This window comes from Methylobacterium sp. Leaf117 (genome assembly GCF_001422985.1).
Taxonomy (GTDB): domain Bacteria; phylum Pseudomonadota; class Alphaproteobacteria; order Rhizobiales; family Beijerinckiaceae; genus Methylobacterium.
The window spans coordinates 609,324-635,033 of the sequence record NZ_LMNL01000001.1; the positions used below are offsets into that span (position 1 = coordinate 609,324).

A 25,710-nucleotide genomic window follows, 5' to 3' on the forward strand; every position below is an offset into this window, starting at 1 on the left:
CGTCCCACCCTTCGCTTCGAGCCAGCGACGCCATCGCCCTCGATAGGGAAGCGGACCGCAGGATCGAACTTCGAAGAAGAACCACGTGCCGGACCTGCGATGGGATCTGGCATCAGGGCGGACGCTCCAGGAGACATCTATGACGAGATCGGCTGCGCTGACGCGATACTTGACGGCCCTGGTCGTGGTCGGCGCCCTGACGGGTCACGCCAGCGCACAGGACGCATCGCCCCCCGAAAGGCCGCCCGGTCCTCCACCGACGGCGGCGGAAGCCAAGGCCGAGCAACAGAAAAACAGTGCCGCCAAGCTCGCCGGCCTGCTGGCGTTCGTGGTGGCGTCCTGCCCGGACGTCAGGCCGAACACCGAGCGCTTCAAGGCCGTCGTCTCAGGTCTCGGCGTCGCGTACGACGATCTCGCCAGCGGCGAACTGCGGATTCGCGCTCAAGCCTATACCGAGGTCTACAGCAAGGATATCGCCGCCAACTGCACCCGTGCGACGGAGAATTTCGGTCCCAATGGCCGGACGATACCGGATTTAATTGTCAAACGTTAGGAGTTCGAACAAAGCGACCGGGGGTCTTAAGCGCCCGTTAGCCCCGAAGAGGGAGGATGCCTCACTGGTGCGGCGTTCGGCGAAACGGCTCGGTGGCGAGCGGATTCGTCCCTTTAGGTTTGGTGAAAACTGCGATGGCACTCGGCGCCGATATCGCGACACAACGGCGTCGGCTTCGGACCGGCCTCGCCGCGATATCGGTCGCGGCAGCCACCCTGTGGGGGGCGACAGCCGCCTCCGCTGCGCGACTCACGGCCGTCAAGGGGGCCCAGATCGAACGTTACGGACGGATCGTCCTGAACTTCGACGGCGTCGTCTCCGTGAAAGCGCGTCTCTCCGGCTCCGTGCTGGTCCTGACCTTCTCCGAGAAAGCCAGCACGGGTCCGGAGCGGATCGCTTCCGAGATGCCGGACTTCGTCTCGGCGGTTCGGCGCGATCCGGACGGCACGGGTTTGCGGCTCGCACTCCAGAGGCCCTATCGGGTCAATGTGCAGCAGGCCGGCGAGACCGTCTTCGTCGATCTCCTACCGCAGGATTGGAGCGGTCTGCCGCCGCCCCTGCCGTCCGATGTGATCGCCGAACTGTTTCGCCGAACTCAGGCGGCCGAGGCGGCCCTTCGCGCAGCCAAGCCCCCCACCGAACCGACGCCTCTGCGCCTCGAACTCGCCCACCTGTCGACGCTCACGCGTCTGAGCCTGCGCATGCCGGCATCGGCGCCTCTCGAATTCGATGCGGTCGGTGGAGCGACCCGTCTCGTTCTCCCAGGCGCTTGGCGGATCGACGACATCGCGACGCGCGGGCGTCTGAAGCCGGCGATCGCCGCGCTGTCGGTGGAGAACGGCGTGGCCGGCGCGCGTCTCCTCGTCACTCCGGCGGCGGGCTTTGAAATCAGAACCTTCCACGATGAGGACGGGGCGACGATCGACGTCGCGCGCAAGGCGACCGATCCCAAAGCGATGTCCGCAGCCGCCGCCGGATCGACGCCGCAGGATGTTGGCGCGGCGGACCCTGACGCGAAGGCGTCCGCCCGGGCCGACGCCAAACCGATGGACGCCAAGCCGAGCGACGCCAAGCCGGCCGACTTGAAGCCAACCGATACGAAGCCGGAACGCACCTCTGCGATACCCTCGTCGCCAATGACGGAAGCGCTTGGGCAGCATCCGCCCGAGCCAGTTCAAACTACGATTCAGAGACCCGCCGGTCCAGGCCTCGTGTTTCCCTTCCGTACCCGGCCGCCCGCGGCCCTGTTCGAGCGCGCCGGCATCGCCCATCTGGTCTTCGAAACCACGGAACCGGTGGTCGTTCCGAGCGGCGATCCGCTGCTCACGCCGCTCGGGCCACCGACGCGAACCGGACGCGTCGTCCTCCTACGGTTTCCGGTCCCGCGTGATCGGCTGCTCGATCTTGTGCCCGTTGGTCCCGCAGAAGCACCCACCGGCTGGGAGCTCGTGGCGGGTGAGAACTTGGCGGCGAGCGTCGCGCTCTCGGCCGTCCGCGTCACCGACGCGGCCGGCCGGATCGGCGTCGGCATCCGGCTCCCCCATCCCGGCGTCGCGTCCTGGCTCAACCTCGACGGCGAGCGCATCGCTGTCGTCACCGGCCAAGGCCCGAAGCCGGCCGGAATCCCGAAGCGCCAAGTCTTCGTCGATTTCGAACTGTTGCCGAGCCGCCAGGGCGTCGCGGTGCTGGCGCAGGCCGATGATCTTCTCGTGCGCCCTGATCTCGACGGTGTCGCGATCTCGCGCGACAGCGGCATGGCGGTCTCCGGGGTGGCACGCCAGGACGAGGCTCCGCTCGCGACGTTGAGCGACCTCGCCGTCGATCGGACCCCATGGGAAGCGTCCCAGCGCGGCGACATCCGCGAGGTTCTCAACGCGCAGATGCAGGCCATAGCGGAAGTGCCGCGCGCGGCGCGCGGCCCTCTGCGAATGGTGCTGGCCCGCACGATGCTGGCCAACCGTCTGGCGATCGAGGCCCTGGGCGTTCTGAAGACCGCCTTCGCCGACGACCCCGTTCTGGCCGGCCAGCGCGACATCCCGATGCTGACGGTGGTCGCCGATGCCCTGCTGGGGCGCACGGGCGACATGCGCACGCACCTCGCCGCCGAGATCCTGCGCAACGATCCCGAGGCGCGGGCGTGGCAAGGCTACCTCGAATCGCTGGAGGGTCGCTGGAGCGCCGCCAACACATCGTTCCGCGCGACCGCGAGCGTGCTCGATCGCTACCCCGACGACCTTCAGGCGCTGTTGCGCACGGCCGCAACCGAAGCCGCGATCGAGACGGGCGACTGGGATGCCGCCAATCGGCAGATCATCGCGGCCACCCGCGCCGCCGATCACCCGACTCGGGAACGCCTCGCGCTGCTGCGTGCGCGGATCGACGAGGTCACGGGTCAGACCGTGGCGGCCCTCGACGCCTATGACCGGCTGAGCGACAGCACCGAGGCGCAGACCGCTGCAGCCGCCCGTCTGCGCGCGACGCTGCTGGGGCACGCCTCAGGCAAGATCCCGGTCGCCGATGCGATCGAGCGTCTCGAAACTCTGTCGCTGTCTTGGCACGGCGGCGATCTCGAGCCGAAAACCTTGTCCGGCCTCACGAAGCTCTACATCGAGGCCGGCCGGTGGCGCCAAGCCCTGATGACCGCGCGACGGGCCGATGCCCTCGGCTCGGATTCCCCCCTGGTCCGGGAGGTCCACGACACCGCGCAGAATCTGTTCGACGATCTCTTCCTCGGCGAGCGCAGCCCGAAGCTCTCGGGCGTGGAGGCCCTGGCGCTGTATTTCGATTTCAAGGATTTCGCCCCGATGGGCCGGCGCGGCGACGAGATCGTGCGACGCTTGGCGGACCGTCTGGTCGAGCTCGATCTGCTGGATTCCGCCGGCGAACTCTTGCAGCATCAGGTCGATCGCCGCCTCACGGGCGCGAGCCGCGCGGGGGTGGCGACGCGTCTGGCCGCGATCCGTCTGATGGATGACAAGCCGTTGCAGGCCCTGCAGACGCTGGACAACACCTACTTGCCGGAACTGCCGGAGGATCTTCGCCGCGCCCGAGCACTCCTCCGCGCACGCGCGCTGTCGGACCTGTCCCGTACCGATCTCGCCCTGGAGACCATCGAGGGCGAGACCGGCGCGGACGCCGAGCGCTTGCGGGCGGACATCCTCTGGACCGGCCGGCGCTGGCGCGAGGCCGGTGAGGCCCACGAGGGACTGGTCGGCGACGCCTGGCGGCGGCGTGTTCCCCTGGAGGACGCGGCGCGGACCGACATCCTGCGGGCCGCAATCGCCTACGGGCTTGCCGGCGAAACCCTCGACATGGAACGCTTGCGCGGAAAATTCGCCGATGCGATGGCCGAGAGCGGCGACGCGCGCACCTTCGCGCTGCTCACTCAGGCGAACGCCGTGCGCACGCCCGGCTTCCGGGAGATCGCCCAGAAAGCCACCAGCGCCGAGACGCTGCAGGCGTTCCTCTCGGAATACCGCAAGCGCTATCCGGACAGTGCCGTCCCGACGCCGAGTAAGCGTGACACCGATGCAAGGGCGGATGCACAGGCGAGCGCGCCACCGCCGGGCTGAGCGGGAACGCCTCGCCGGGGCGCCGGCGAAGCGCTTCGTAAAAGTCTGATCAGATTCGCGGATTTCAATTCAGCGTCGCGCAACAAACGCGGTGCGGCGACGTTCTGAATCCAATCGCATCGATCAGTGCGGCGCACGTTCCAGCCCGGCACATCAGAGGCCCACCATGTACACGGAACCGCTCGACACCAATACCGGCAAGACCCACCTCGACATCTACGACAGCCAGCAGCGCAGCTCGATCGCATCGCGCCTCGGGGTCTCCGAAGATCGCCTGAAGCGCGCCGTGCGGCTCGTCGGCAACCGGATTTCGACCCTGAAAAGCTATCTCGAGCGCTGACCGGTCACGCAGGGCGGATGTCGGACAGGGGCGCCCTCGGGCGCCCTTTTTCATGTCCGGCTCGTTCGGGCCGAGATCGCGGCCCGTCAGGTCCCGTAGCTCTGCACCAACGAACCGGCGACGAGGGTCCATCCATCGACCAGGACGAAGAAGATCAGCTTGAACGGAAGCGCCACCGTTGCGGGCGGCACCATCATCATGCCGACCGCCATCAGAATTGATGCGACGACGAGGTCGATGATGAGAAAGGGAATGAACAGCAGAAAGCCGATCTCGAAGGCGCGGCGCAGTTCGGAGATCATGAAGGCTGGCGTCACCACTTCCAGGCCGACCGCCTCGGGCCCGGCGGGCACCGGCGCCTTGGCCATGTCGAGGAAGAGCTTCAGGTCCTTCTCCCGCACGTTCCTGAGCATGAAAGTTTTGAAGGGCGCCGAAGCGCGCTCGAACGCGACGCTCTGGGTGATCTGTCCGGCGATCAGCGGCTCGATGCCGTTTCGGTAGGCCTCCCGTCCGACCGGGGCCATCACGAAGGCCGTCAGGAACAGGGCCAAGCTGGTAACCACGGCATTCGGCGGTGCGCTCTGGGTTCCGAGCGCCGACCGCAGGATCGACAGCACCACGATGATCCGGGTGAACGAGGTCGCCATCACCAGCACGGACGGCGCCAGGGCGAGGACGGTGAGGAGTGCGACGAGCTGCAGCGCGCGTTCGGTCACGCCCCCAGTGCCGAGATCGACCGACAGGCTCTGAGCCTGCGCAGCTGCGGTACTCAACGCCAGACCCGCGCCGATCAGGATTGTGCGGCGCAGGCGCCTTGGCAGGGAGGGTCGGGGCTCGATGATCATACGGGTTCCGGGTGGTGCGACGCAGCGTTGCCGCGCGCTTCTCATAGCACCCGGACTCCCGCGCGCATCCCCACGAGGCCTGACCTACGACTTCCGATCGAGCGGCCGACCGAGAAGGCGCGCGAACTCGGCCTCGATCTCTTCCACGGAAAACGGATTCGGTGTTGGCGCTGCCTTCGTCGGCTTCGGCGCCGGTGTTACGGGCGCGACGAAGGGAGGCTGGTCGTCCGTCTGGTTTGCCGTCGATCCGGGAGGATTGTCCGTGGGCTTCGGCGCGTCCGCGACGACCGCCGTCGAGTCCTGGCTGGGCTCGGGCTCCTGGACCGGCGGGGTATCTCGGACAGGCTGATTTTCTCGGACAGGCTGATTTTCTTGGACAGGCTGGATTTCTTGGACAGCCTCACGTGCCTCATCAGAATCGCGCTCCCGGACGGGCTCGGGGCTATTCTCGCGCTCGGGACTGTTGACGCGCTCGAACGGGGTGGACTCAGACTCGCCGGCCGAAGACCCGGAAGACGTGTCCGTGGCGGACGCAGGCTGGTCGCCTGCCGGACGATCGATCGCGACGGCCTCGACCATGTCGGCGAAGAAGAGATCCTGACCGGCGGACGCTTCGGACGCCGCGGGTTCCGTCGGGGCCGGGCCCCGCGCCGTGGCAGCCATGGCGGCTGCGATCGGATCGATCGAGACCGGCCTTACGCCGTGTGGCGCTGGTTCGCGTTCGCCCGCGGTCATGCCGGCTTCGGCCTCGGCCGGTGGAATGGGCGCAGGCTGGACCGGCATGGCCGGACGGACCGCCGCGGACGGACGGCGCAACGCCTCTTCCAGCTGCCGCGCCATATCGGACAGGATCGCCGCATCGATGCCGCGCGTCGCCGGAGCCGATGAGACGGGTGCCGGCGGAGGAGCTGCGGGGGGAGCAACCGGAGCACGGGGGCTTGCCTGCTCGGGCGTTCCCGGAAAGCCGACCCGCTCGGCAAGACCGGCCGGGACGAGATTCGCGATCGACGGCGGCGTCCGCCTGATCACGCGCGCCAGCTGAGATTCCCGCGGCCGTGCTGTCAGGCCCGGATCAGGGAGCGGAGCCTCAGGAGCGGAAATCTCCGAGACAGGGACCTCTGGGGTGAGGGGCTCGGTGACCGGTTCGGAATGCCCGAGGGCACCGAGCGGCCGACCGACCGTCCGGGGCGGGGCGTCGGAGCCTGGCACCGGCGCAGAGACCACCACCGGCATCTCGAAGGTTGGCTCGCGATAGGGCGCGATCGGCTGGTACGCGGGGGCAGGAGCCGGTTGCGTCTGGTGGGCGATCGAGGGTTCGGGCAGCGGATTCAGTGTCGGCTCGGGCGCCTCGTCGAACGCTGGCTCCTCGGGCGGCAGGCGAGCGCTGATGCCCCGCAGGATGTTGCGTTCGATCACCACGTCGTTCGGACCACCGACAAGCAGGAGGTGCTCGACGTTGTCGCGTCGGAGGAGGATGAGCTGACGCTGACGATCCAATTCGTAGATGTCGACAATGCCGAGCCGCGGCTGGCGTCCCCGTGCCGAGTTCTTGTCCGACAAGGGCATTCCCTTGCCGCCGAGGCGCCGGATCACGAACACGACGGCCGCCAGGATCACGAAGATCACGGCGAAAATGATCGCGAACTGGAGAGGGAACGAGCCTTCCGAGCTGAAGAACGATGGCAAGACCGGGGTCTCTCGCTTTTAGGGGCTCGTGGCCCGACGCAACACTAGAGGGACCAGTATCATGCGCGGCAGCGGCGCGGGCAACAACGTTAAGACTTCGTTAACAGCTCCTTTTCAGCTTCCCGGACCCGTAGCAGTGAGAAGCATTTAGGAGAGGTCAGGTGCCCTGCCGCCCGATCTGATCACGGGCTGGCAGGGCATGCCGTGTCCACACGACGAAGCCGATACGCAACGCGGCTTGAGTGCGTTCTGAAGCAGGTGCGGTTAGCCGCGCTTCAACGTGCATTTGCGCCACGGTCTCGAAACGGGACCCGTTGACGAGCTCGGCGCGTTGCTACGGCACAGACTCGAGCGAGGATCGACGTGACGCCTGCGGATGACCACCACCAGCACCATCTCCGCGACGCCGTCGCGCTGGCCCGTGACAACGTCCTTCAGGGCGGCCGGCCCTATGGCGCCGTGATCGTACGGGACGGCGAAGTGCTGTCGCGGGCGGTCAACACGACGGCGATCACCCAAGATCCGACCGATCACGCCGAGATGGTGGCGATCCGGGAAGTCAGCCGAACCCTGGGACGCACGAAGCTCGACGGCTGCATCGTCTACGCGAGCGGACGACCCTGCCCGATGTGTCACGCGGCCATGCGTCTGGCTGGAATCACCCAGGCCTTCTTCGCCTTTAGCGCGGAGGAGGGCGAGCGTTACGGCCTGATCGGTGCGGGCATCTACGCGGAACTCTGCCAGCCCTTGGCGGAACAGCCGATGCGCGTCGAGCACCAGCCCGTCGCCGTGGCCGAGCATCCCTACGCCCTCTGGCACGACCGTCAGACTATCACCGATCGAGCAAACACGGATTGAGCACACACTTATTGAGGATGACGCGATGACTGTCCCGCGTTGGATCTCCTTCCTGGCCATTGCGCTTTTTCTCGCGGCAGCGGTCACCCTCGGGCTCCTCTGGAGCCGGGGCACTTTGCGGCACCCCAGCGAAGATGCCCGCGGCGGCGGCGCGCCAGCGGCCTGCGCACCGCTCAATCCCAATGGCCCACCTCCGGCCGACTGTCCGCAGGTTCGGCAGCCGACGGAGCGGAATCCGTAGGCGCCGTACGCTTTAGAGAGCAGGCGGCCCGATTTTTAACGGTGCATTAACCATAGCAGTGGCAATTTCTGCCGGTCCTACCGGGCAGAGTCTTCCGGGTGAGGGGAGGGTTTCACCCATGTCCATCACCGATCTTCCAGTTCTCGGCATGCTGCGCACACGCATGCAGTGGCACCAAAGCCGCCAGAAACTTCTGGCGGAGAACGTCGCCAGTGTCGATCTCCCCGGGTTCAAGCCGCGTGATCTGGCTGACCCGAATCTCGGTCGAACCGGCCCCGTCCTGGCGCAACCGTCGGGGTCTACGACGAGCAACAGCCTCGCGATCACGAACGTCGCCCATATCGCGCCCGGCGGGGGGCCGGATGGCCCCGGCGCCGATCCCCGGCGCGTCAAGGAGTTCGAGATCCGTCCCAACGGCAACGGCGTCAATCTCGAGGACGAGATGATGAAGGCTGGCGACAACCAAGCCGACTACCAGATGGCGGCTTCGCTCTACCAGAAGAGCATCGACACCCTCAAAATCGCCATCGGCAAGCGCTGAGCGGCCATTGATCTCTTGTCGGAGCTTGTCATGGATTTCCTGAAATCGCTCACCACTGCCGCCTCGGGGCTCAAGGCTCAGTCGAGCCGGATGCGCCTCATCGCCGAGAACATCGCCAACGCGGATTCCGCCACCAGCACGGTCGGCGGGCAGCCATACCGGCGCAAGATCGCGACCTTCACTCAGCAGGTCGATCGCGAGACCGGCGCGGCGCTGATCGAGCAGGGACGGGTCCGTCGCGATACCTCGCCGTTCCGGACCAAGTACGACCCGGGCAACCCCAGCGCCAATGCCCAGGGCGAGGTGGCGATGCCCAACGTCAACGGGCTGATCGAGAACATGGATATGCGCGAGGCCCAGCGCTCCTACGAGGCCAATCTCAACATGGTGACGGCCACCCGCCGGATGGTCGCCAAGACCCTGGAAATCCTCAAGGCCTGATCCCATCCCCGATCTTCACTGAAAGCCCCACCCCATGACGACCAACGCTTTTGCCGCCGGGGCTTATTCGGCAATCCAGAACATCGGGGCCAAGGGCGCTCCCAAGATCGCGTCGCCCACGGGCGCAACGGGATCGAACTTCACCTCGCTGCTGACCTCCACCCTCGACTCCATAGGTGAGGCGGGCCGCAAGGCCGATACTCAGGCCCTGGCTGTGGCGGGCGGCAAGGCGAACGTCGTCGACGTCGTGACGGCGGTGGCCGAGAGCGAAACCGCCCTCCAGACCCTCGTCGCCGTCCGCGATCGCGTGATCTCGGCTTACGAGGAAATCATGCGGATGCAGATCTAGGGCAACGGGTCGGACATCTCTTTTCCCTTTGAATCGAGCACTTTACCCCAGACGCAAGATGACATTCCTCCCATGACCGGTCTCGCCATCATCGACGTCGCCCGCGACGGCATCTTCGTCTTCCTCAAGGTTGCGGGGCCGATCATGCTGGTCGCCCTCGTAGTCGGTCTCGTCGTGTCCCTGCTCCAGGCCCTGACGCAGATCCAGGAGCAGACCCTGATCTACGTTCCGAAGATCGTGGCGGTGTTCGCGACGCTTCTGCTGATGCTGCCCTTCATGGGCGACGCCCTCGGCAGCTACATGACCCGCATCGCGGCCCGCATCGTTTCCGGCGGCTGAAGCCTGTTATGACGGGGCATGAATCTCCTCCTGCCGGGCATCGCCGCGTCCTTCCTGGTCACCTTCGCGCGGATCGGCACCCTGGTGATGCTGATGCCGGGGGTCGGCGAACAACTCATCTCCCCGCGCCTGCGACTCGCCTTCGCGCTGCTGCTTTCGCTCATCCTGTTCCCGACCGTGCGGCCGCTTCTGCCGATGCAGGGCGGGGCCATCGCGGGGCCGGACTTGATCACGCTCCTGATCGGCGAATTGCTGATCGGGCTGGTGCTCGGGCTGACGGTTCGGATGGTCCTCGCCTCCCTGCAGACGGCCGGCATGATCGTGTCGCAGCAGCTCGGATTGTCGTATGCCATGACGGTCGATCCGACCCAGGGCGGGCAGCAGGCGGCGATCGGCAATTTCCTCGCCCTTCTCGGCGTGACGCTGATCCTCGCCACCGATCTGCACCACATCGCCCTGGACGGGATCGGACGCAGCTACGTCCTGCTGCCGCCGACCGGCCTGCCCAGTATGGGCGAGGCGGCGAGCCTCGCACTCAAGGCGATCGCGCGCGGCTTCGCGCTCGGCGTCCAGATCTCGGCCCCGTTCATCGCCTTCGGCATCCTGTTCAATGTCGGGCTCGGAGTCTTGGCGCGGCTGATGCCGCAGATGCAGGTGTTCTTCGTCGCCGTTCCGGCCTCGGTCCTCATCGGGATGCTTCTGCTGCTTGGCAGCCTCGGCGTGATGATGGGCGTCTTCCTCGACGATATCGGGCGTTACTTGGCGGACCTCGCCGGGCGCTGACGCGCAGCACGGAGTCCTGAGCCGTGGCCGACGATTCCGATCCGGAAGACAAGACCGAAGACCCGACTCCGCGGCGCATCGAGAAGGCGATCGAGCAGGGCAACGTCCCGAACAGCCCGGAGATCAACACCTTCTTCATCCTGGCGGCCTTCACCATGGCCCTGCTGATGGTGTCGGGCATGATCGCCAAGGATATGGTGGCGAGCATGCGCGGGTTCCTGATGAACGCCCACATGGTGCCGTCGGACCCGACGGCCTATACCGAGATGGGATTGCGCACGCTGATCATCTGCGCGCAGGCCCTGTGTATACCAGTGGGTCTCGTCGTGGTCGCGGGCCTGGCGGCGGGCATGATCCAGCACCCCTTCGTCTTCAGCACCGAGGCGCTCGGCCCGAAATGGGATCGGGTCTCGCCGATGGCCGGCGTCAAGCGCGTCTTCGGCATGGAAGCCCTGTTCCAGTTCGTGAAAGGGCTTGCCAAGCTCGGCATGGTCGGGGTCGTCGCCGGCACCATCCTGTGGGGCGAGCGCGACCGGATGGAGGTGTTCGCGCGCCTCGACCCGAGTGCCGTCCTGGCCGGAATCCTTACCCTCGCCCTGAAGATGATGGCGGGCATGCTCGCGGTGTTCGTGGCCATCGCCCTTGGCGACGCCGTCTACCAGCGCTTCCGCTGGCGCCAGCGCCTGCGCATGTCGAAGGAGGAGATGAAGCAGGAGCACAAGGAGAGCGAGGGCAGCCCCGAGGTGAAGGGCCGCTTGAAGCAGCTCCGTGCCCAGCGCGTGAAGAAGCGCATGATGGCCGCCGTGCCCACCGCCACCGTCATCGTCACGAACCCGACCCACTACGCGGTCGCGCTGCGCTACGAGGCCGGCATGGCGGCGCCGGTCTGCGTCGCCAAGGGCGTGGATTCGCTGGCGCTCAAGATCCGCGCGGTGGCCAAGGACCACGACGTCCCGATCCTCGAGAACCCGCCGCTCGCGCGCGCGCTGCACGCCACCGTGGAGATCGACGAGGAAATCCCGGCCGAGCATTACCGTGCGGTGGCCGAGGTCATCGGCTACGTCATGCGCCTGCGCCGGCGCGCGGCGTAAAGGAGAGCCGCGTGACGATTGGCGCGCGCGCCCGCCACCCTTTATGCACCGTCTTTCGCGAGAATTCGCGGCGACTTGCGCCGGTTGGCCCTTGCTGCGAACGGAAGCAGGGCGCTAACCGGAATGGCTTCAGGGGTGGATCGGCGGCGGATGGTTGAGTTCAGCGGACACGGAAAGCCCGCGTCGAACGCGATCGATCGCTCCGAGCGGCCGGGGCGCGTCGGGCTGCTGCTGGTGCTCGCCGGTTTGCTGGTCGGCGCGGCGGTCGGCCTGTCCTTCGTCGCCAGCGACCAGGCCCAGCCGCTCATCCTCGGCCTGCTGGCGCTGCTCGCCATGGCTGGGGTGTTCTGCCTGTTCGCCCTGGCGATCGGCGCGATCCAGTTCGCCGGCCAGACCACCCGCGACGACATCACCAAGGCGATCGTCGATGCGGCGCCGGATGGCGCCATCGTGGTGGAGGAGGGCGGCCGCCTGATCTACGCCAACGAATCCTACCTGCGCCTCGCGGGCGGCGAGACCGTCGCCAGCCTGCGGCCGGTGGAGCGGGTCTTCGTCGGCTCGCCCGAGGTGTCGGAGGCCGTCTACCGCCTGGCCCAGGCCTCCCGCGACGGCCTCGGGCACGCCGAGGAGATCCGGATGGCGCCGCCGCCGGGCAGCGCCGCCGAGCGGGCCTTCGCGTGGTTCCGCATCAGCGTGCGCCCGGTCGAGCGTCCGCGCCGGGCCGCCACCCTCTGGACCGTCAGCGACATCACCCACGAGCGCGAGCGCCAGGAGAACGTCTTCCAGGAACTCCAGCACGCGATCGACTACCTCGATCACGCCCCCGCCGGCTTCCTGTCGATCGATCCCGCCGGTTCGATCGTCTACATGAACGCGACCCTGGCCGCCTGGCTCGGCTACGATCTCGCCACCGTCGGCTCCGGCGGGCTCCGCCTCGCCGAGATCGCGCCCGGCGCCGATGTCCTCACCGCCTCCGAGGGCCTGCCCGGGGAGGTCCGCACCGATCGCTTCGACCTCGATCTGCGCCGCCGCAACGGCCATCCGCTGCCGACGCGCCTGTACCATCGCGTCGCGTTCGGCCAGGACGGACGGCCGGGCCCGTCCCGCACCTTCGTGCTCAACCGCTCGGCCGGCGCCGAGAGCGACGAGCCGCAGCGCGTGGCTGAGGTGCGCCTCGCCCGCTTCCTCAACAACAGCCCCATCGCCATCGCGACCCTCGACCAGAGCGGCCACATCGCCCGGGCCAACGCCTCGTTCGCGCGGCTGTTCGGCGGCGTGCCGCGCCAGGCGCTGCCCGATGGACGCAACGACCTGCACGGCGAGCCGACGATGTGGGAGGCCGTGGCCGAGCGCGATCGCGCGGCCCTCGAAGCGGCCCTGAGCAAGGCCGCCGCCGGCCTCGCCGAGGTGCTGCCGATCGAGATCGCCCTGTCGGGACCGGGCAACCGCTCGGCCCGGGTGTGGCTGAGCCCGGCGGGTGGCGAACCGGCCGCGGTCGGCCGCGACGGCGCCGAGGCCGACCAGGGCGACCGCGAGCGCGTGATCCTCTACGCCCTCGACACCACGGCCCAGCGCCAGCTCGAGCAGCAGGTGGCCCAGGCTCAGAAGATGGACACGGTGGGCCAGCTCGCCGGCGGCATCGCGCATGATTTCAACAACGTCCTCCAGGCCATCATCGGCTACTCGGATCTGCTGCTGGCGAGCCACCGGCCGACCGATCCGGCCTTCCAGGACATCATGCAGATCAAGCAGAACGCCAACCGGGCCGCCAGCCTGGTGCGTCAGCTGCTCGCCTTCTCGCGGCGCCAGACCCTGCGCCCGGAGGTGATGAATGTCGGCGAGGCGCTGTCCGACCTGACCCTGCTGCTCAAGCGCCTGCTCGGCGAGCGGGTCGACCTCGACCTCAAGCACGGACGGGACATCTGGCCGATCAAGGCGGACGTCAATCAGTTCGAGCAGGTCATCGTCAACCTCGCGGTCAACGCCCGCGACGCGATGCCGGAGGGCGGCCGCCTCCTCATCCGCACCGCCAACATCGCGCACGACGCCGTCCCCACGGAGAACCGGGACGGGATGCCGACCGGCGACCATGTCCTGATCGAGGTGCTCGACACCGGGCAGGGCATCCCGCCCGACGTCATGGAGAAGATCTTCGAGCCGTTCTTCACCACCAAGGAAATCGGCAAGGGCACCGGCCTCGGGCTCTCGACCGTGTTCGGCATCGTCAAGCAGAGCGGCGGCACCATCGACGTGCGCTCCACGGTGGGGGAGGGGACCGCCTTCCGCATCTCCTTCCCGCGCCACGAGCCCGCCGCCGAGCCGGCGCCCGAGCCCGAGATCGCCCTGGCACCCCCGAGCCCGCAGACGACCGCCGCCATCGCGGCCAGCCGGCTCAAGGTGACGTCGAGCCGGGCCGAGGCCGAGAAGCCCGCGCCGCGCAAGCCCGCGCCGGACCATACCGGGCAGGGCGTGATCCTGCTGGTGGAGGACGAGGACCCGGTCCGCGCGGTCAACAGCCGTGCCCTGTCGGCGCGGGGCTACACCGTGCTGGAGGCCGCCTCCGGCCTCGATGCCCTGCGGATCATCGCCGAGACCACCGAGACCATCGACCTCGTGGTGTCCGACGTGGTGATGCCCGAGATGGACGGGCCGACCCTGCTGCGCGAACTGCGCAAGCAATCGCCCGACCTGAAGGTCATCTTCGTCTCGGGCTATGCCGAGGACGCCTTCCGCAAGAACCTTCCCGACGGCGAGGATTTCAACTTCCTGCCCAAGCCCTTCAGCCTGAAGCAGCTCGTCGAGACGGTGAAGGAGATCATCGCGCGCTGAGCCGGCGGCGACGCAGATTCCTGGACCGGAGTCCCGGGAATCTGCGTCGCCGCCCTTGTTCCGTGAGAACAAAACAGGTACATAATCGGCAACCGGGGCGCATTGAGCCTTGCACCTCCCCCATGCATAAGGATGCCGACGAATGGCCCAGCCCGCGCTGAAAGTTGTGGATTCCCCGATGGTGGATAAGGACAAGGCGAAGGCGATCGACGCCGCTCTGTCGCAGATCGAGCGGGCCTTCGGCAAAGGCTCGATCATGCGCCTTGGCAAGAACGACAAGGTCCAGGAAGTGGAGGTGGTCTCCACCGGCTCCATCGGGTTGGACATCGCGCTCGGCGTCGGCGGATTGCCGCGCGGCCGCGTCATCGAGATCTACGGGCCGGAATCCTCCGGCAAGACCACCCTGGCCCTGCACACGATCGCGGAGGCTCAGAAGAAGGGCGGCGTCTGCGCCTTCGTCGATGCCGAGCACGCCCTCGATCCGGTCTATGCGCGCAAGCTCGGCGTGCAACTCGACGATCTCCTGATCTCGCAGCCCGATACCGGCGAGCAGGCCCTGGAGATCACCGATACGCTGGTGCGCTCCGGTGCCATCGACGTGCTGGTGGTCGATTCGGTGGCGGCCCTGACGCCGCGCGCCGAGATCGAGGGCGAGATGGGCGATTCGCAGCCCGGCCTTCAGGCCCGTCTGATGAGCCAGGCCCTGCGCAAGCTCACGGGCTCGATCTCGCGTTCGAAATGCATGGTCATCTTCATCAACCAGATCCGCATGAAGATCGGCGTGATGTATGGCAGCCCCGAGACCACCACGGGCGGCAACGCTCTGAAGTTCTACGCCTCGGTGCGCCTGGACATCCGCCGGATCTCGACCCTGAAGGATCGGGACGAGGCGATCGGCAACCAGGTTCGCGTCAAGGTCGTGAAGAACAAGGTCGCGCCGCCCTTCAAGCAGGTCGAGTTCGACATCATGTTCGGCGAGGGCGTCTCGAAGGTCGGCGAGTTGATCGACCTCGGGGTCAAGGCGGGCATCGTCGAGAAGTCCGGCGCTTGGTTCTCCTATGCCAGCCAGCGCCTCGGCCAGGGTCGTGAGAACTCGAAGGGGTTCCTGCGCGACAACCCCGAGATCGCCAACAAGATCGAAGCCTCGATCCGCCAGAATTCCGGACTGGTGGCCGAGAAGATCCTCGAAAACGCCAAGCCGACCGAGGACGACCTCGACGAGGGCGAAGCCTGAGATCAACGCCTCCGCCGTTCCCGCGGAGGCCGTCTGGATCAGCGAAAGGCCGCCGGACTTCGTCCGGCGGCCTTTCTCGTTCTCAAACCTGACCGGTCGGTTGGAAAAGACCCTCGCTCCCGTATGGGCGACGGTGTTCACCCACCCGTTTTCGCAAGCAGTGGCGTCCCTCTCCCCTCGTGGGGGGAGGTTCGAAGTGGGGGTGGCTCCGCCAGCCTTCGCAGCACGCGGGTCGGCCGACCACCCCCACCTGCAACGCCCTTTGAGACGGGGGAATGCCATATCCGTGCGGGACAGAGACCCCGTGCTCGCCAGCAACCAGCCCTCTGAATGAAGCCACCATCGAACCCCGTAAGGCCTATCCGGGGGGAAGAACGTCGACCTGGATCGCCGCGTAATAGGCGGCCAGATCGGCGATCTCGGTGTCGCTGAGCGGCTTGGCGACCACGTTCATGATCGCGTTGCGCCGGACACCGTCCCGATATTCCGTCAGCGCCTTGACCAGGTAGGGCTCGACCTGACCCGAGAGATTCGGCGCCTCGGGCAGCTTCGAGACCCCATCGAGGCCATGGCAGGTCTGACAGGTGATGGCGGCCTTGCGCCCGGCCTTGGCATCGCCCGCCTGCGCCGCCGCCGGGAGCAGGACCGATGCGAGGAGGCCGAACAGGGCCGCGCCTAGGCCGGGGCGGGCCATCGTCACTGGCCCTCGTACGAGATGCGGTAGATCGCCCCCGCCGTGTCGTCGGCGACGAGGAGCGAGCCGTCGAGCAGGACAGCGACGTCGGCGGGACGGCCGAGATATTCACCGTCCGCCGTCAGCCAGCCCTCGGCGAAGGGCTTGGGCGTCCCGGCCTTGCCGTCCTTGTCGAGCGGCACGAACATGATCCGGGCTCCGATCGGCTGGGTCCGGTTCCAGGAGCCGTGCTCGGCGGTGAAGAGGCCGCCCTTGTAGGAATCCGGGAACTGGCGGCCGGTGTAGAAGGTCATGCCGAGATCGGCGGCGTGCGGCGGCAGTTCGGCCTGCGGAAACACCGCGTCCGTCGGCGGCGTCTCGTCCTTGTACTCGACGGTGCGGACATGCCCGCCGCCGAACCACGGGAAGCCGAAATTCTCGCCCGCCTTGGCGATGCGGTTCAGCTCACCGGGCGGGGTATCGTCGCCCATGCCGTCGACCTGATTGTCGGTGAACCACAGGGCCTTGTCGGCCGGGTTGAAATCCATCCCGACGGAGTTGCGGATGCCGGTGGCGTAGACCTCGCGGTTCTTGCCGTCCGCCTCCATGCGGATGATGCCGCCGATGCCCGTCCGCGCGTAGAGGTCGCGCTTGGCGGCCGGCGGCACGTTGTAGGGCTGACCGAGCGAGATGTAGGTCTTGCCGTCCGGTCCGACGCGGCACATCCGGGCCGTGTGGTTGTAGCTCTCCTCGGACGCCGGGATCAGCTCGCCCTGCTTGACCAGGATGCCGGCCGCCACGTCCGGGCTCTCGTAGAAGAACTCCGCCGCCGGGAACGACAGCACGCGGTTCTGCTCGACGATGGTGAGGACGCCGTCCTTCGAGAAGCAGACGCCGTTGGGGATCTTGAAGTCGATGCCCGGGGCGAAGGCCCGAACCTCGTCGGCGACGCGGTCCTTGTCGCGGTCGGTGACCGTGTAGACCTTGCTCTTGCGGGTGCCGACGAACAGCACGCCGGCATTGGGGCCGACCGCGATCGAGCGTGCATCCGGCACCACGGCGTAGAGGTCGATCTTGAAGCCCTCGGGCAGCTTGATCTTGGAGAGGGTCCGGCGCAGCGCGTCGGCGCGCCGGCCGGTCTGAGGAATTTCCGGCGCCTCCGCGGTTCCCGTGCTCTGCATGCCGGTCAGCTTTTCCAGCGCGTCGGCCTTGGTTTTCGTGTCGGCCGAGGAAGCGCCCTGCGCCAGGGCGCCGGCGGAGAGCGCCAGCCCGGCACAGCCGGCCAGCAGCGTCGCGGTGAGGACCGTTCGCATGGATGTTCTCCCGAACTCCGCCCGCATGGTCGGGGCGGTTGCCCCGACGATATGAGCCTCGCAGACGGGCCGGCAAGAGTCCGAGTTGCGGATCGGCGGCGGCCTTAGGGGGTGTAGGGCAGGAGCTTGATGAACAGGCCCCAGAGGATGAACAGGATGCCGATGATGGAGACGAACCAGATCAGGGACCGGACCTTCGGAATGCCGAAGCCGTAGACCGGCAGGTAGACCAGCCGGGCGAAGAAGTAGAGATACGCTCCGAGCACCACCGCGGTGTTGTGGCGGCCGGTCGCCACGCAGGCGAGGACCAGGGCGGCGAAGATCGGAAAGGTCTCGAAGAAGTTCTTCGACGCCTTCTCGAGGCGGCTCGCCGCGCCCGTCACCTCGGGAGTCTTGCCCTCGCGGTTGCCGGAGGCCCAGGCGAGCCCGCCGCGCTGCTGCACGCCGCTGGCGGAAGCGGCGATGATGTGGACCAGCCCGAGCAGGCAGGACCAGGCGAGAAGGCGGATTTCGACCGGCATAAAACGATGTCCCTGAGATCAGCGAAGACGTGTTCCTAGCTCGGCCCTGGGCAAAAACGAAACCCGGTCGTGACTTGCGCCGGAACGCTCCTTATGAGTGCGCCTGCGCGGCGGAGCCCCCGGACACGGGGTGTTCGGCGCGCAGCATCCCGCGCACCGGAGCATTCCGGCGCGTCGGCATGCCGGCGGCACCCTACGACAGAGTTGTGATGCGATGAGCGGCGTCAACGAGATCCGGTCGACCTTCCTCGACTACTTCGCGAAAGAGGGCCACGAAGTGGTGCCGTCCTCGTCGCTGGTGCCGCGCAACGACCCGACGCTGATGTTCACCAATGCCGGCATGGTGCAGTTCAAGAACGTCTTCACCGGCATCGAGAAGCGCCCCTACGACCGCGCGACGACGGCCCAGAAATGCGTCCGCGCCGGCGGCAAGCACAACGACCTCGACAATGTCGGCTACACCGCCCGGCACCACACCTTCTTCGAGATGCTCGGCAATTTCTCGTTCGGCGACTACTTCAAGCCGCGGGCGATCGAGCTGGCTTGGAACCTGATCACGCGGGAGTTCGGCCTGTCCAAGGACCGGCTCCTGGTGACGGTCTACGCCGACGACGACGAGGCCGCCGGGCTCTGGCGCAAGATCGCCGGGTTCTCGGACGACCGCATCATCCGGATCGGCACCTCCGACAACTTCTGGCAGATGGGCGATACCGGCCCGTGCGGCCCCTGCTCGGAGATCTTCATCGACCAGGGTCCGGACCTCAAGGGCGGCCCGCCCGGCTCGCCGGACGAGGACGGCGACCGCTTCCTCGAGTTCTGGAACCTCGTGTTCATGCAGTACGAGCAGGTCGAGCCGGGCAACCGCCTCGCCCTGCCGCGCCCGTCCATCGACACGGGCCTGGGCCTGGAGCGCATGGCGGCGATCCTCCAGGGCGTGAAGAGCAACTACGACACCGATCTGTTCCGGGCACTCATCGATGCGGTGGCCCACGCCGTCGGCCGTCCGCCCGAGCCCGGCACCGTCGCTTCCTACCGGGTCATCGCCGACCACCTGCGCGCCGCCTCCTTCCTGGTGGCGGATGGCGTGCTGCCGGGCAACGAGGGCCGCGGCTACGTCCTGCGCCGCATCATGCGTCGCGCCATGCGCCATGCGGAGCTGCTCGGCTCGCGCGAGCCGATGATGTACCGCCTGGTGCCGACGCTGCTGCGCGAGATGGGCCAGGCCTATCCCGAACTCACCCGCGCCGAGGGCCTGATCGGCGAGACCCTGCGCCTGGAGGAAACCCGGTTCCGCCGCACCCTGGAGCGCGGCCTGGCGATCCTCGATGCCGAGAGCCGGACCCTCGGCGCCGGCCAGAACCTCTCCGGCGAGACCGCCTTCACCCTCTACGACACCTACGGCTTCCCCCTCGACCTGACGCAGGATGCCCTGAAGGCGCGCGGCATCGGCGTCGACACGGACGCCTTCGGGCAGGCGATGGAGCGCCAGCGCAAGGCGGCGCGCGCCGCCTGGACGGGCTCCGGCGAGGCCGCCACCGAAACGGTCTGGTACGGCCTCAAGGAACGCGTCGGGGCCACCGAATTCCTCGGCTACGAGACCGAGAGCGCCGAGGGCATCGTCACCGCCCTCCTGCGCGACGGCGCCGAGACCGAGACCTTGACGGCCGGCGAGACCGGCCTCGTCCTCGTCAATCAGACGCCGTTCTACGCCGAGTCGGGCGGTCAGGTCGGCGACACCGGCACCCTCACGGGCGCGGGCCTGAAGGCGCGGGTGACGGCGACGGAGAAGAAGCTGGGCGACCTGTTCGTCCACCACGTCACGGTCGACGCGGGCAGCCTGTCGCCGAACCAGCCCGTGGAGCTGGCCGTCGACCACGCGCGCCGGGGAGCCATCCGCGCCAACCACTCGGCCACGCACCTGCTGCACGAGGCCCTGCGCCAAGTCCTGGGCGATCACGTCGCCCAGAAGGGATCACTGGTTTCGGCCGACCGCCTGCGCTTCGATTTCAGCCATCCGAAGCCGATGGACGAGGCCGAGATCCGCGCCGTCGAGGACATCGCCAACGCGGTCCTGTTGCAGAACACCCCCGTGGTGACCAAGCTGATGGCGGTGGACGAGGCCATCGAATCCGGTGCGCGCGCGCTGTTCGGCGAGAAATACGGCGACGAGGTGCGGGTCGTCTCGATGGGCGCGCCGATCGCCGGCGAGGGCGGACGCACCAAGGCATTCTCGGTGGAACTCTGCGGCGGCACCCATGCGGGCCGCACCGGTGACATCGGGCAGGTCTCGGTGGTGGGCGAGAGCGCGGTCGGCGCCGGCGTCCGCCGCATCGAGGCCCTGACGGCGGGGGCGGCGCGCCGCTACCGTGCCGAGGAGAGCCGGACCCTGGCGCAGGTCGCCGGCCTCCTCAAGGCGTCGGCCACCGATGCGCCGGATCGGCTCGCGGCGCTGCTGGAGGATCGTCGGCGGCTCGAGCGCGACCTGACCGAGGCTCGCAAGAAGCTCGCCATGGGCGGCGGCGGCGGCAGCGCCGGCGACGACGGGATCGTGGAGATCGGCGGCGTGAAGGTCATGGCGCGGGTGGTCGAGGGCGTCGAGATGCGCGACCTCAAGAGCCTCGCCGACGAGGGCAAGACCCGCCTGGGCTCCGGCATCGTCGCCATCGTGGGCGTCGCTCCGGATGGCAAGGCCGGCCTCGTGGTCGGCGTGACCCCGGACCTGACGGAGCGCTACGACGCCGTGGCCCTGGTCCGGGCCGGCGCCGGGCATCTCGGCGGCAAGGGCGGCGGGGGACGCCGCGACATGGCCCAGGCCGGGGGCCCGGAGGGCGTCGGTGCCGAAGCTGCCATCGCGGCGATCCGGTCCGCGCTCACGGCCTGATCGCAGCGGACGCCGGCCCCTCGCGCCTGGGGGCGGGGGCCGGACCAGGTGGGAGCGCTCAGTTCGCGCGTTTCCAGGTCTGGCTCTTGCAGAAGACGCTCATGACGCAACCCGAGACCTCGATCACGTCCGGGCTCTTGATGGTCATGGTACCAGCGTAGGTCTTGCCGTCCTTCGGGTTGTAGAGCGTTCCCTCGAAGCCGCTGCCCGCCGCCGTCCGGGTGTTCATGATCTGCACGCCGACGAGGCTGCGGGAGCGCAGCGACGGGTCCGGGTTCTGCGCGTCGAGGCCCGGACCGGAGACGCCGGCCAGAACGCCGCAATAGCCGTTGCCGCACCGGCTGATCCGCACCTTCGAACCGCCGGTCTCCGTGAGCCAGAGCCCGGTCGGGTCCCGTCCCGGCTGCGCCAGCGCGCTGCCGCCGAGCATCAGCGTCACGGCCGCCGCCCAACCGGCGCGCTGCCAGATCCACCCTCTGGTCGTCATATCGAATGTCCCTCATCCCCCAGGTGATCGGGGCGAAGGCCATAGCGTGCCCGATCCCGGCTTTCCAGAGCGTTGCAGTTCCACACCGCCAGCGATGGGGGCCAAGGCTCATCCCTTTATCAGGACAGCCCCTGGCTCAGGACAGCGCCTCGCTCAGGGCAGCGCCCGGCTCAGGACGAAGCCCGGCCCAGGACGGCGCCCGCGTAGATCTCCGCGACCTCGCACAGCGGCAAGCCATCCTGGCGAAGCAGGAGCGCCTCGATCGCAAACAGGGGATCGTCCGGGCCTACCGATTCCGGCCTGCCGGCACCCGCCAGGAGGCGCAGGGCGAGGGTCTGCCGGGAAGGCGCCAGGGCGTGGACGACGCGGCCGAACGGCACTTCGCTCGTTTCCAGCATCCGGTTCATGTCGCGGGTCAGCCGGTCCGGAACGTACCAGTTGTCGGCCTCCGACAGGACGAGCGCTCCGCACGCGAGGCGCACCCGGCGATAGCGCACGAGGGCGTCCGGCGGCACCTTCAGGCGCGCGCGCATGGCGGGGCTCGCGGGGCGATCCGGGCCCGCAACGGCGTGGGCCACGAGGCCGGAGGCGGGCGCGAGGCCGCGTTCGCGGGACCAGTCCTCGAGAACCCGGGTGGCACTCGGACCGGCCAGCAGGCGGTCGCAGAGAACCTTCAGATCGGCCGACGCGGACCGGGCCGGGGCCGCTTCACCAGGAGGGAACGTCGCCATGAACACCGAACCACGTCCCATCCCATGACAGAACGCCGTGTCGTGGCCACCGCGCCCGCCTTACCCGTGCTGCCCCTGCGCCGTGCCATACGCAGCCGGACGGCGCCCGTCCATGTCGAAGCGCGCACCCATCACGAAGAGCATCATGTCGAAGAAGGAAGATTTGGTGGAGCCTAACGGGATCGAACCGATGACCTCTTCCATGCCATGGAAGCGCTCTCCCAGCTGAGCTAAGGCCCCACTCTCAACACCCCGGCGTCTCACGGGCAGGGTCTGAACCGCGCCGGCGATGGCGGTGTATACTGGCGGTCGGGCCGCGCCTCAACCCCTATTTCGCGTCCGCGGCGCTTTCCTGCCGCGTCATCGTCCGGTGCCGTTGTGATGCGCCGCGCCGGCTCACGCCAACAGGCGCGATCCCGCAACCAGCCAGGAAAGATCAAGGCGATCCACCCGATCGGATGTCGGTGCGTCGAAACATGATCGGGGCGTTCAGCAGCCCGGTGGGACGGGCGAGATTGGTGGAGCCTAACGGGATCGAACCGATGACCTCTTCCATGCCATGGAAGCGCTCTCCCAGCTGAGCTAAGGCCCCACTCTCAACACCCCGGCGTCTGCCGGCCACGTTGGCCGCCGTCGATGGCGGTGATGTACTGGGGCTTGTCCGCCGCCTCAACCCCCTTTGTGCCCCGCCGGCAAACTTTTTTCGCGGCGGGGCTTCGGCGGTCGTCGGACGAGACTCAGCTTTCCTCGTCGTTCTCGATGTCGCTGTCGATCAGGTCCGCGACGTCGTCGTCGCCGGTGTCCTCTTCCTCCAGGAAGGTGTCGTCGGCATCGTCGTTGCTGTCGCCATCCACGTCCTCGGTCGTGGTATCGGCATCGTCCTCGGCCGCTTCGACCTCATCCAGGGAGACGATCTCCGGACCACCCTTCTCGGCGTCCGTATCCTCGTCGTCGTCGGCCGGGACCGCGGCGGCGCGGGCCGCCAGGGCGGGAGCGGCGCGACCGGAGGCCGCCGCCACTTGATAGATCGTCCCGCATTTCGGGCAGGTCGGCGGATCGTTGTCGAGGTCATAGAACTTGGCGCCGCAGCTCATGCATTGACGCTTCAAGCCGAGTTCCGGTCTGGCCACGGGTGAACCTCTAATACGTGCAATCTTTTGGGAGAGCGGCCCCGTTAGTCGCGTGGGACGCTCCTGTCAAATCCGCTCGATCACCGCGGCATGCCGGAGCGCGGCCGTGAACTTTTCCCGAGCGTTTTCGGATCCCCGGATCCCCGCGCCGCAGGCCTCGGATGACGTCGGCACCCCCGCGTGTTAACCGGCGTCACAAAGGACGTGCAGGCCTGCCAAGGCCGCGCGCCGCTGCCCAGCTGAAAAGTCGTTGCCCGTGTCCCATGATTCCGAGCCCCAGCCGCTGACCGCCCATGCGGGCCTGCCCCTGAAGGGCGGCCTGCGACCGCCCGGCGACAAGTCGATCTCGCACCGGGCGATGATCCTGGGCCTGCTCAGCATCGGCGAGACCAACGTTCGGGGCCTGCTCGAGGGCGACGACGTCCTGAGGACCGCCGCCGCCGCCAAAGCCCTGGGCGCCGACGTCGAGCGCGTCGGCGACGGGCTCTGGCGCGTGCGCGGGGTCGGCCTCGGGGGCATGACCGATCCCGAGGAGGTCCTGGATTTCGGGAATGCCGGCACCGGCTCCCGGTTGATGATGGGTGTCGTCGGCGGCCAGCCGGTGACGGCGACGTTCGACGGCGATGCCTCCCTGCGCAAGCGGCCGATGCGCCGCATCCTGGACCCGCTCGTCCGCATGGGCGCCGAGGTGGTGAGCGAGGAGGCGGGCGGCCGCGTGCCCCTGACCCTGCGGGGCCCTCGCGAGGCGATCCCGATCACCTACGAGACCCCCGTGGCTTCGGCGCAGATCAAGTCGGCGGTGATGCTCGCCGGGCTGAACGCGCCGGGCATCACCACGGTGATCGAGGCGGCGGCCACTCGCGATCATACCGAGCGCATGCTGCGCCTGTTCGGAGCCGAGGTCACCGTCACGCCGCACGGTCCCGAGGGCCATGGCCGCGCGATCGCCCTCACGGGCCAGCCGACCCTGCGCGGCACCAAGGTGATCGTGCCGGCCGATCCGTCCTCGGCGGCCTTCCCGCTGGTGGCGGCCCTGATCGTGCCCGGCTCCGAGGTGACGCTGGAGGGCGTGATGATGAACCCGCTGCGAATCGGGCTGATCACCACCCTGCTGGAGATGGGCGCCGATATCGAGCGCCTGCGCGAGCGGGAGGAGGGGGGCGAGACCGTGGCGGATCTGCGGGTGCGGGCGAGCCGCCTGCGGGGCGTCGATGTCCCCCCCGAGCGGGCGCCGGCGATGATCGACGAATATCCGGTGCTGGCGGTGGCGGCCGCCTTTGCCGAGGGCACGACCCGGATGCAGGGGCTCCATGAACTCCGCGTCAAGGAATCCGACCGCCTCGCCGCGGTGGCGGACGGCCTCAGCGCCAACGGCGTCGCCTATCTCGTCGAGGGCGACGATCTGATCGTCCATGGCACCGGTGAGCCGGCGCGCGGCGGCGGCACGGTGGCGACCCATCTCGACCACCGCATCGCCATGGCGTTCCTGGTGATGGGGCTCGCCACCCGCGAGCCCGTGACCGTGGATGACGGCGCGATGATCGCCACGAGTTTCCCGAGCTTCCTGCCGACGATGCAGGACCTCGGCGGCCGGATCGAAGGTTGAGCGCGATGTCGATGGTGATCGCGATCGACGGCCCGGCCGCTTCGGGCAAGGGCACCCTCGCCAAGCGCCTGGCCGAGCATTACGGCCTGCCGCATCTCGATACCGGCCTGCTGTACCGGGCGGTCGCCCTGACGGTGATCGATGCGGGCCGCAACCTCGATGACCATCAGGCCGCGGCGCGCGCTGCCTCCAGCCTGATCGCCGACCGCCTCGCGGACCCGCGCCTGCGCGAGCGTGCCATGGGCGAGGCGGCCTCCCGTATCTCGGCCGTTCCGGCCGTGCGCGCGGCGCTTCTCGCCTGGCAGCAGCGCTTCGCCGGCAACGCCAGCGGAGCGGTGCTCGACGGTCGCGACATCGGCACCGTGGTCTGCCCGAACGCGCAGGTGAAGCTGTTCATCACGGCCGCGCCCGAGGAGCGGGCCCGGCGCCGTCACCTGGAGTTGCTGCGACGGGGCGAGTCGGCCAGTCTCGGCGCCATTCTGGACGATATCGTGGCCCGGGACGCACGGGACGCGCAGCGGTCCACGGCGCCCCTCAAGGCTGCCGCCGACGCGGTCGTGCTCGACACCACGGACTTGGACGCCGACGAGGCTTTCGCGGCGGCGCGGGCCGTGGTCGACCGCGCCCATCCGCACTGAACCTGCGCGACGGACGCCAAATCCCTCG

Annotated in this window: 23 protein-coding genes and 2 tRNA genes; 15 read left to right on the top strand and 10 right to left on the bottom strand. The window is 68.4% G+C overall.

Annotated elements, in window-relative coordinates; all coding sequences use genetic code 11:
* Positions 1-169 precede the first annotated feature (169 nt).
* The 3 genes from ASF57_RS02750 to ASF57_RS24295 all read left to right on the top strand — a co-directional run bounded on the left by ASF57_RS02750 (position 170) and on the right by ASF57_RS24295 (position 4,465).
* Positions 170-553, top strand: a complete 384-nt coding sequence (locus tag ASF57_RS02750) for a hypothetical protein (protein WP_244476779.1) — start codon at positions 170-172, stop codon at positions 551-553.
* Between the two features lie 134 nt (positions 554-687).
* Positions 688-4,125: a hypothetical protein gene (locus ASF57_RS02755; RefSeq protein ID WP_056479657.1), complete on the top strand. Its 3,438-nt coding sequence runs from the start codon at positions 688-690 to the stop codon at positions 4,123-4,125.
* Positions 4,126-4,291: 166 nt separating this feature from the next.
* Complete coding sequence (locus ASF57_RS24295; protein WP_082503634.1) at positions 4,292-4,465, top strand: DUF3606 domain-containing protein; 174 nt, start codon at positions 4,292-4,294, stop codon at positions 4,463-4,465.
* Between the two features lie 86 nt (positions 4,466-4,551).
* Here the strand turns inward: ASF57_RS24295 and fliP are convergent, their stop codons facing one another.
* Both fliP and ASF57_RS02765 read right to left on the bottom strand, forming a co-directional pair.
* A complete protein-coding gene (gene fliP / locus ASF57_RS02760) occupies positions 4,552-5,310 on the bottom strand; it encodes a flagellar type III secretion system pore protein FliP (RefSeq protein WP_056479660.1) in 759 nt (252 codons plus the stop codon).
* A gap of 84 nt (positions 5,311-5,394) precedes the next feature.
* Positions 5,395-6,996, bottom strand: coding sequence for a hypothetical protein (locus ASF57_RS02765; RefSeq protein ID WP_056479664.1), 1,602 nt, complete (start codon positions 6,994-6,996; stop codon positions 5,395-5,397).
* A gap of 363 nt (positions 6,997-7,359) precedes the next feature.
* On the opposite strand from ASF57_RS02765, the gene ASF57_RS02770 reads away from it, so the two are divergent.
* The 9 genes from ASF57_RS02770 (at position 7,360) to recA (ending at position 15,702) form a co-directional block, all read left to right on the top strand.
* Complete coding sequence (locus tag ASF57_RS02770) at positions 7,360-7,854, top strand: nucleoside deaminase (RefSeq protein WP_056479666.1); 495 nt, start codon at positions 7,360-7,362, stop codon at positions 7,852-7,854.
* Between the two features lie 359 nt (positions 7,855-8,213).
* Positions 8,214-8,636, top strand: coding sequence for a flagellar basal body rod protein FlgB (gene flgB, locus ASF57_RS02775; protein WP_056479669.1), 423 nt, complete (start codon positions 8,214-8,216; stop codon positions 8,634-8,636).
* 30 nt (positions 8,637-8,666) lie between these two features.
* A complete protein-coding gene (flgC, locus tag ASF57_RS02780; protein WP_056479672.1) occupies positions 8,667-9,077 on the top strand; it encodes a flagellar basal body rod protein FlgC in 411 nt (136 codons plus the stop codon).
* Between the two features lie 34 nt (positions 9,078-9,111).
* Positions 9,112-9,426 (top strand): flagellar hook-basal body complex protein FliE, encoded by a 315-nt coding sequence (gene fliE / locus ASF57_RS02785; RefSeq protein WP_056479675.1) that lies wholly within the window; start codon positions 9,112-9,114, stop codon positions 9,424-9,426.
* A 72-nt stretch (positions 9,427-9,498) separates the two neighbouring features.
* The gene (gene fliQ, locus ASF57_RS02790) at positions 9,499-9,765 is read left to right on the top strand and encodes a flagellar biosynthesis protein FliQ (protein WP_056186199.1); all 267 of its coding nucleotides are present in this window, start codon (positions 9,499-9,501) and stop codon (positions 9,763-9,765) included.
* A gap of 18 nt (positions 9,766-9,783) precedes the next feature.
* Entirely contained in the window at positions 9,784-10,548 is a 765-nt protein-coding gene (gene fliR, locus ASF57_RS02795; protein ID WP_056186196.1) for a flagellar biosynthetic protein FliR, read from the top strand.
* A 23-nt stretch (positions 10,549-10,571) separates the two neighbouring features.
* Positions 10,572-11,639 (top strand): flagellar biosynthesis protein FlhB, encoded by a 1,068-nt coding sequence (flhB, locus tag ASF57_RS02800; RefSeq protein ID WP_056186194.1) that lies wholly within the window; start codon positions 10,572-10,574, stop codon positions 11,637-11,639.
* Between the two features lie 150 nt (positions 11,640-11,789).
* The gene (locus ASF57_RS02805) at positions 11,790-14,468 is read left to right on the top strand and encodes a response regulator (RefSeq protein WP_056479678.1); all 2,679 of its coding nucleotides are present in this window, start codon (positions 11,790-11,792) and stop codon (positions 14,466-14,468) included.
* A 142-nt stretch (positions 14,469-14,610) separates the two neighbouring features.
* Positions 14,611-15,702: a recombinase RecA gene (gene recA / locus ASF57_RS02810; RefSeq protein ID WP_056186188.1), complete on the top strand. Its 1,092-nt coding sequence runs from the start codon at positions 14,611-14,613 to the stop codon at positions 15,700-15,702.
* A 358-nt stretch (positions 15,703-16,060) separates the two neighbouring features.
* Here the strand turns inward: recA and ASF57_RS02815 are convergent, their stop codons facing one another.
* The 3 genes from ASF57_RS02815 to ASF57_RS02825 all read right to left on the bottom strand — a co-directional run bounded on the left by ASF57_RS02815 (position 16,061) and on the right by ASF57_RS02825 (position 18,209).
* Complete coding sequence (locus ASF57_RS02815) at positions 16,061-16,396, bottom strand: cytochrome c (protein WP_056479681.1); 336 nt, start codon at positions 16,394-16,396, stop codon at positions 16,061-16,063.
* A 2-nt stretch (positions 16,397-16,398) separates the two neighbouring features.
* Complete coding sequence (locus tag ASF57_RS02820; RefSeq protein WP_056479684.1) at positions 16,399-17,688, bottom strand: PQQ-dependent sugar dehydrogenase; 1,290 nt, start codon at positions 17,686-17,688, stop codon at positions 16,399-16,401.
* Between the two features lie 104 nt (positions 17,689-17,792).
* Complete coding sequence (locus ASF57_RS02825; RefSeq protein WP_056186178.1) at positions 17,793-18,209, bottom strand: MAPEG family protein; 417 nt, start codon at positions 18,207-18,209, stop codon at positions 17,793-17,795.
* Positions 18,210-18,423: 214 nt separating this feature from the next.
* On the opposite strand from ASF57_RS02825, the gene alaS reads away from it, so the two are divergent.
* Entirely contained in the window at positions 18,424-21,090 is a 2,667-nt protein-coding gene (gene alaS / locus ASF57_RS02830) for an alanine--tRNA ligase (RefSeq protein ID WP_056479687.1), read from the top strand.
* 58 nt (positions 21,091-21,148) lie between these two features.
* Here the strand turns inward: alaS and ASF57_RS02835 are convergent, their stop codons facing one another.
* The 5 genes from ASF57_RS02835 to ASF57_RS02855 all read right to left on the bottom strand — a co-directional run bounded on the left by ASF57_RS02835 (position 21,149) and on the right by ASF57_RS02855 (position 23,438).
* Positions 21,149-21,520, bottom strand: coding sequence for a DUF2147 domain-containing protein (locus ASF57_RS02835; protein WP_244476795.1), 372 nt, complete (start codon positions 21,518-21,520; stop codon positions 21,149-21,151).
* Positions 21,521-21,747: 227 nt separating this feature from the next.
* On the bottom strand, positions 21,748-22,308 hold the full coding sequence (locus tag ASF57_RS02840; RefSeq protein ID WP_056480214.1) for a hypothetical protein: 561 nt from the start codon (positions 22,306-22,308) through the stop codon (positions 21,748-21,750).
* A 164-nt stretch (positions 22,309-22,472) separates the two neighbouring features.
* Positions 22,473-22,548: transfer RNA gene (locus ASF57_RS02845), tRNA-Ala, on the bottom strand.
* Between the two features lie 276 nt (positions 22,549-22,824).
* Positions 22,825-22,900 (bottom strand) — tRNA-Ala (locus ASF57_RS02850).
* 145 nt (positions 22,901-23,045) lie between these two features.
* Positions 23,046-23,438, bottom strand: a complete 393-nt coding sequence (locus ASF57_RS02855; RefSeq protein WP_082503635.1) for a TIGR02300 family protein — start codon at positions 23,436-23,438, stop codon at positions 23,046-23,048.
* Positions 23,439-23,694: 256 nt separating this feature from the next.
* Between ASF57_RS02855 and aroA the strand changes: the two genes are divergently transcribed.
* Together aroA and cmk are read left to right on the top strand one after the other, a co-directional pair.
* Positions 23,695-25,044, top strand: coding sequence for a 3-phosphoshikimate 1-carboxyvinyltransferase (gene aroA / locus ASF57_RS02860; RefSeq protein ID WP_056479693.1), 1,350 nt, complete (start codon positions 23,695-23,697; stop codon positions 25,042-25,044).
* Between the two features lie 5 nt (positions 25,045-25,049).
* On the top strand, positions 25,050-25,682 hold the full coding sequence (gene cmk, locus ASF57_RS02865; RefSeq protein ID WP_056479696.1) for a (d)CMP kinase: 633 nt from the start codon (positions 25,050-25,052) through the stop codon (positions 25,680-25,682).
* The last annotated feature ends 28 nt before the right edge of the window (positions 25,683-25,710 follow it).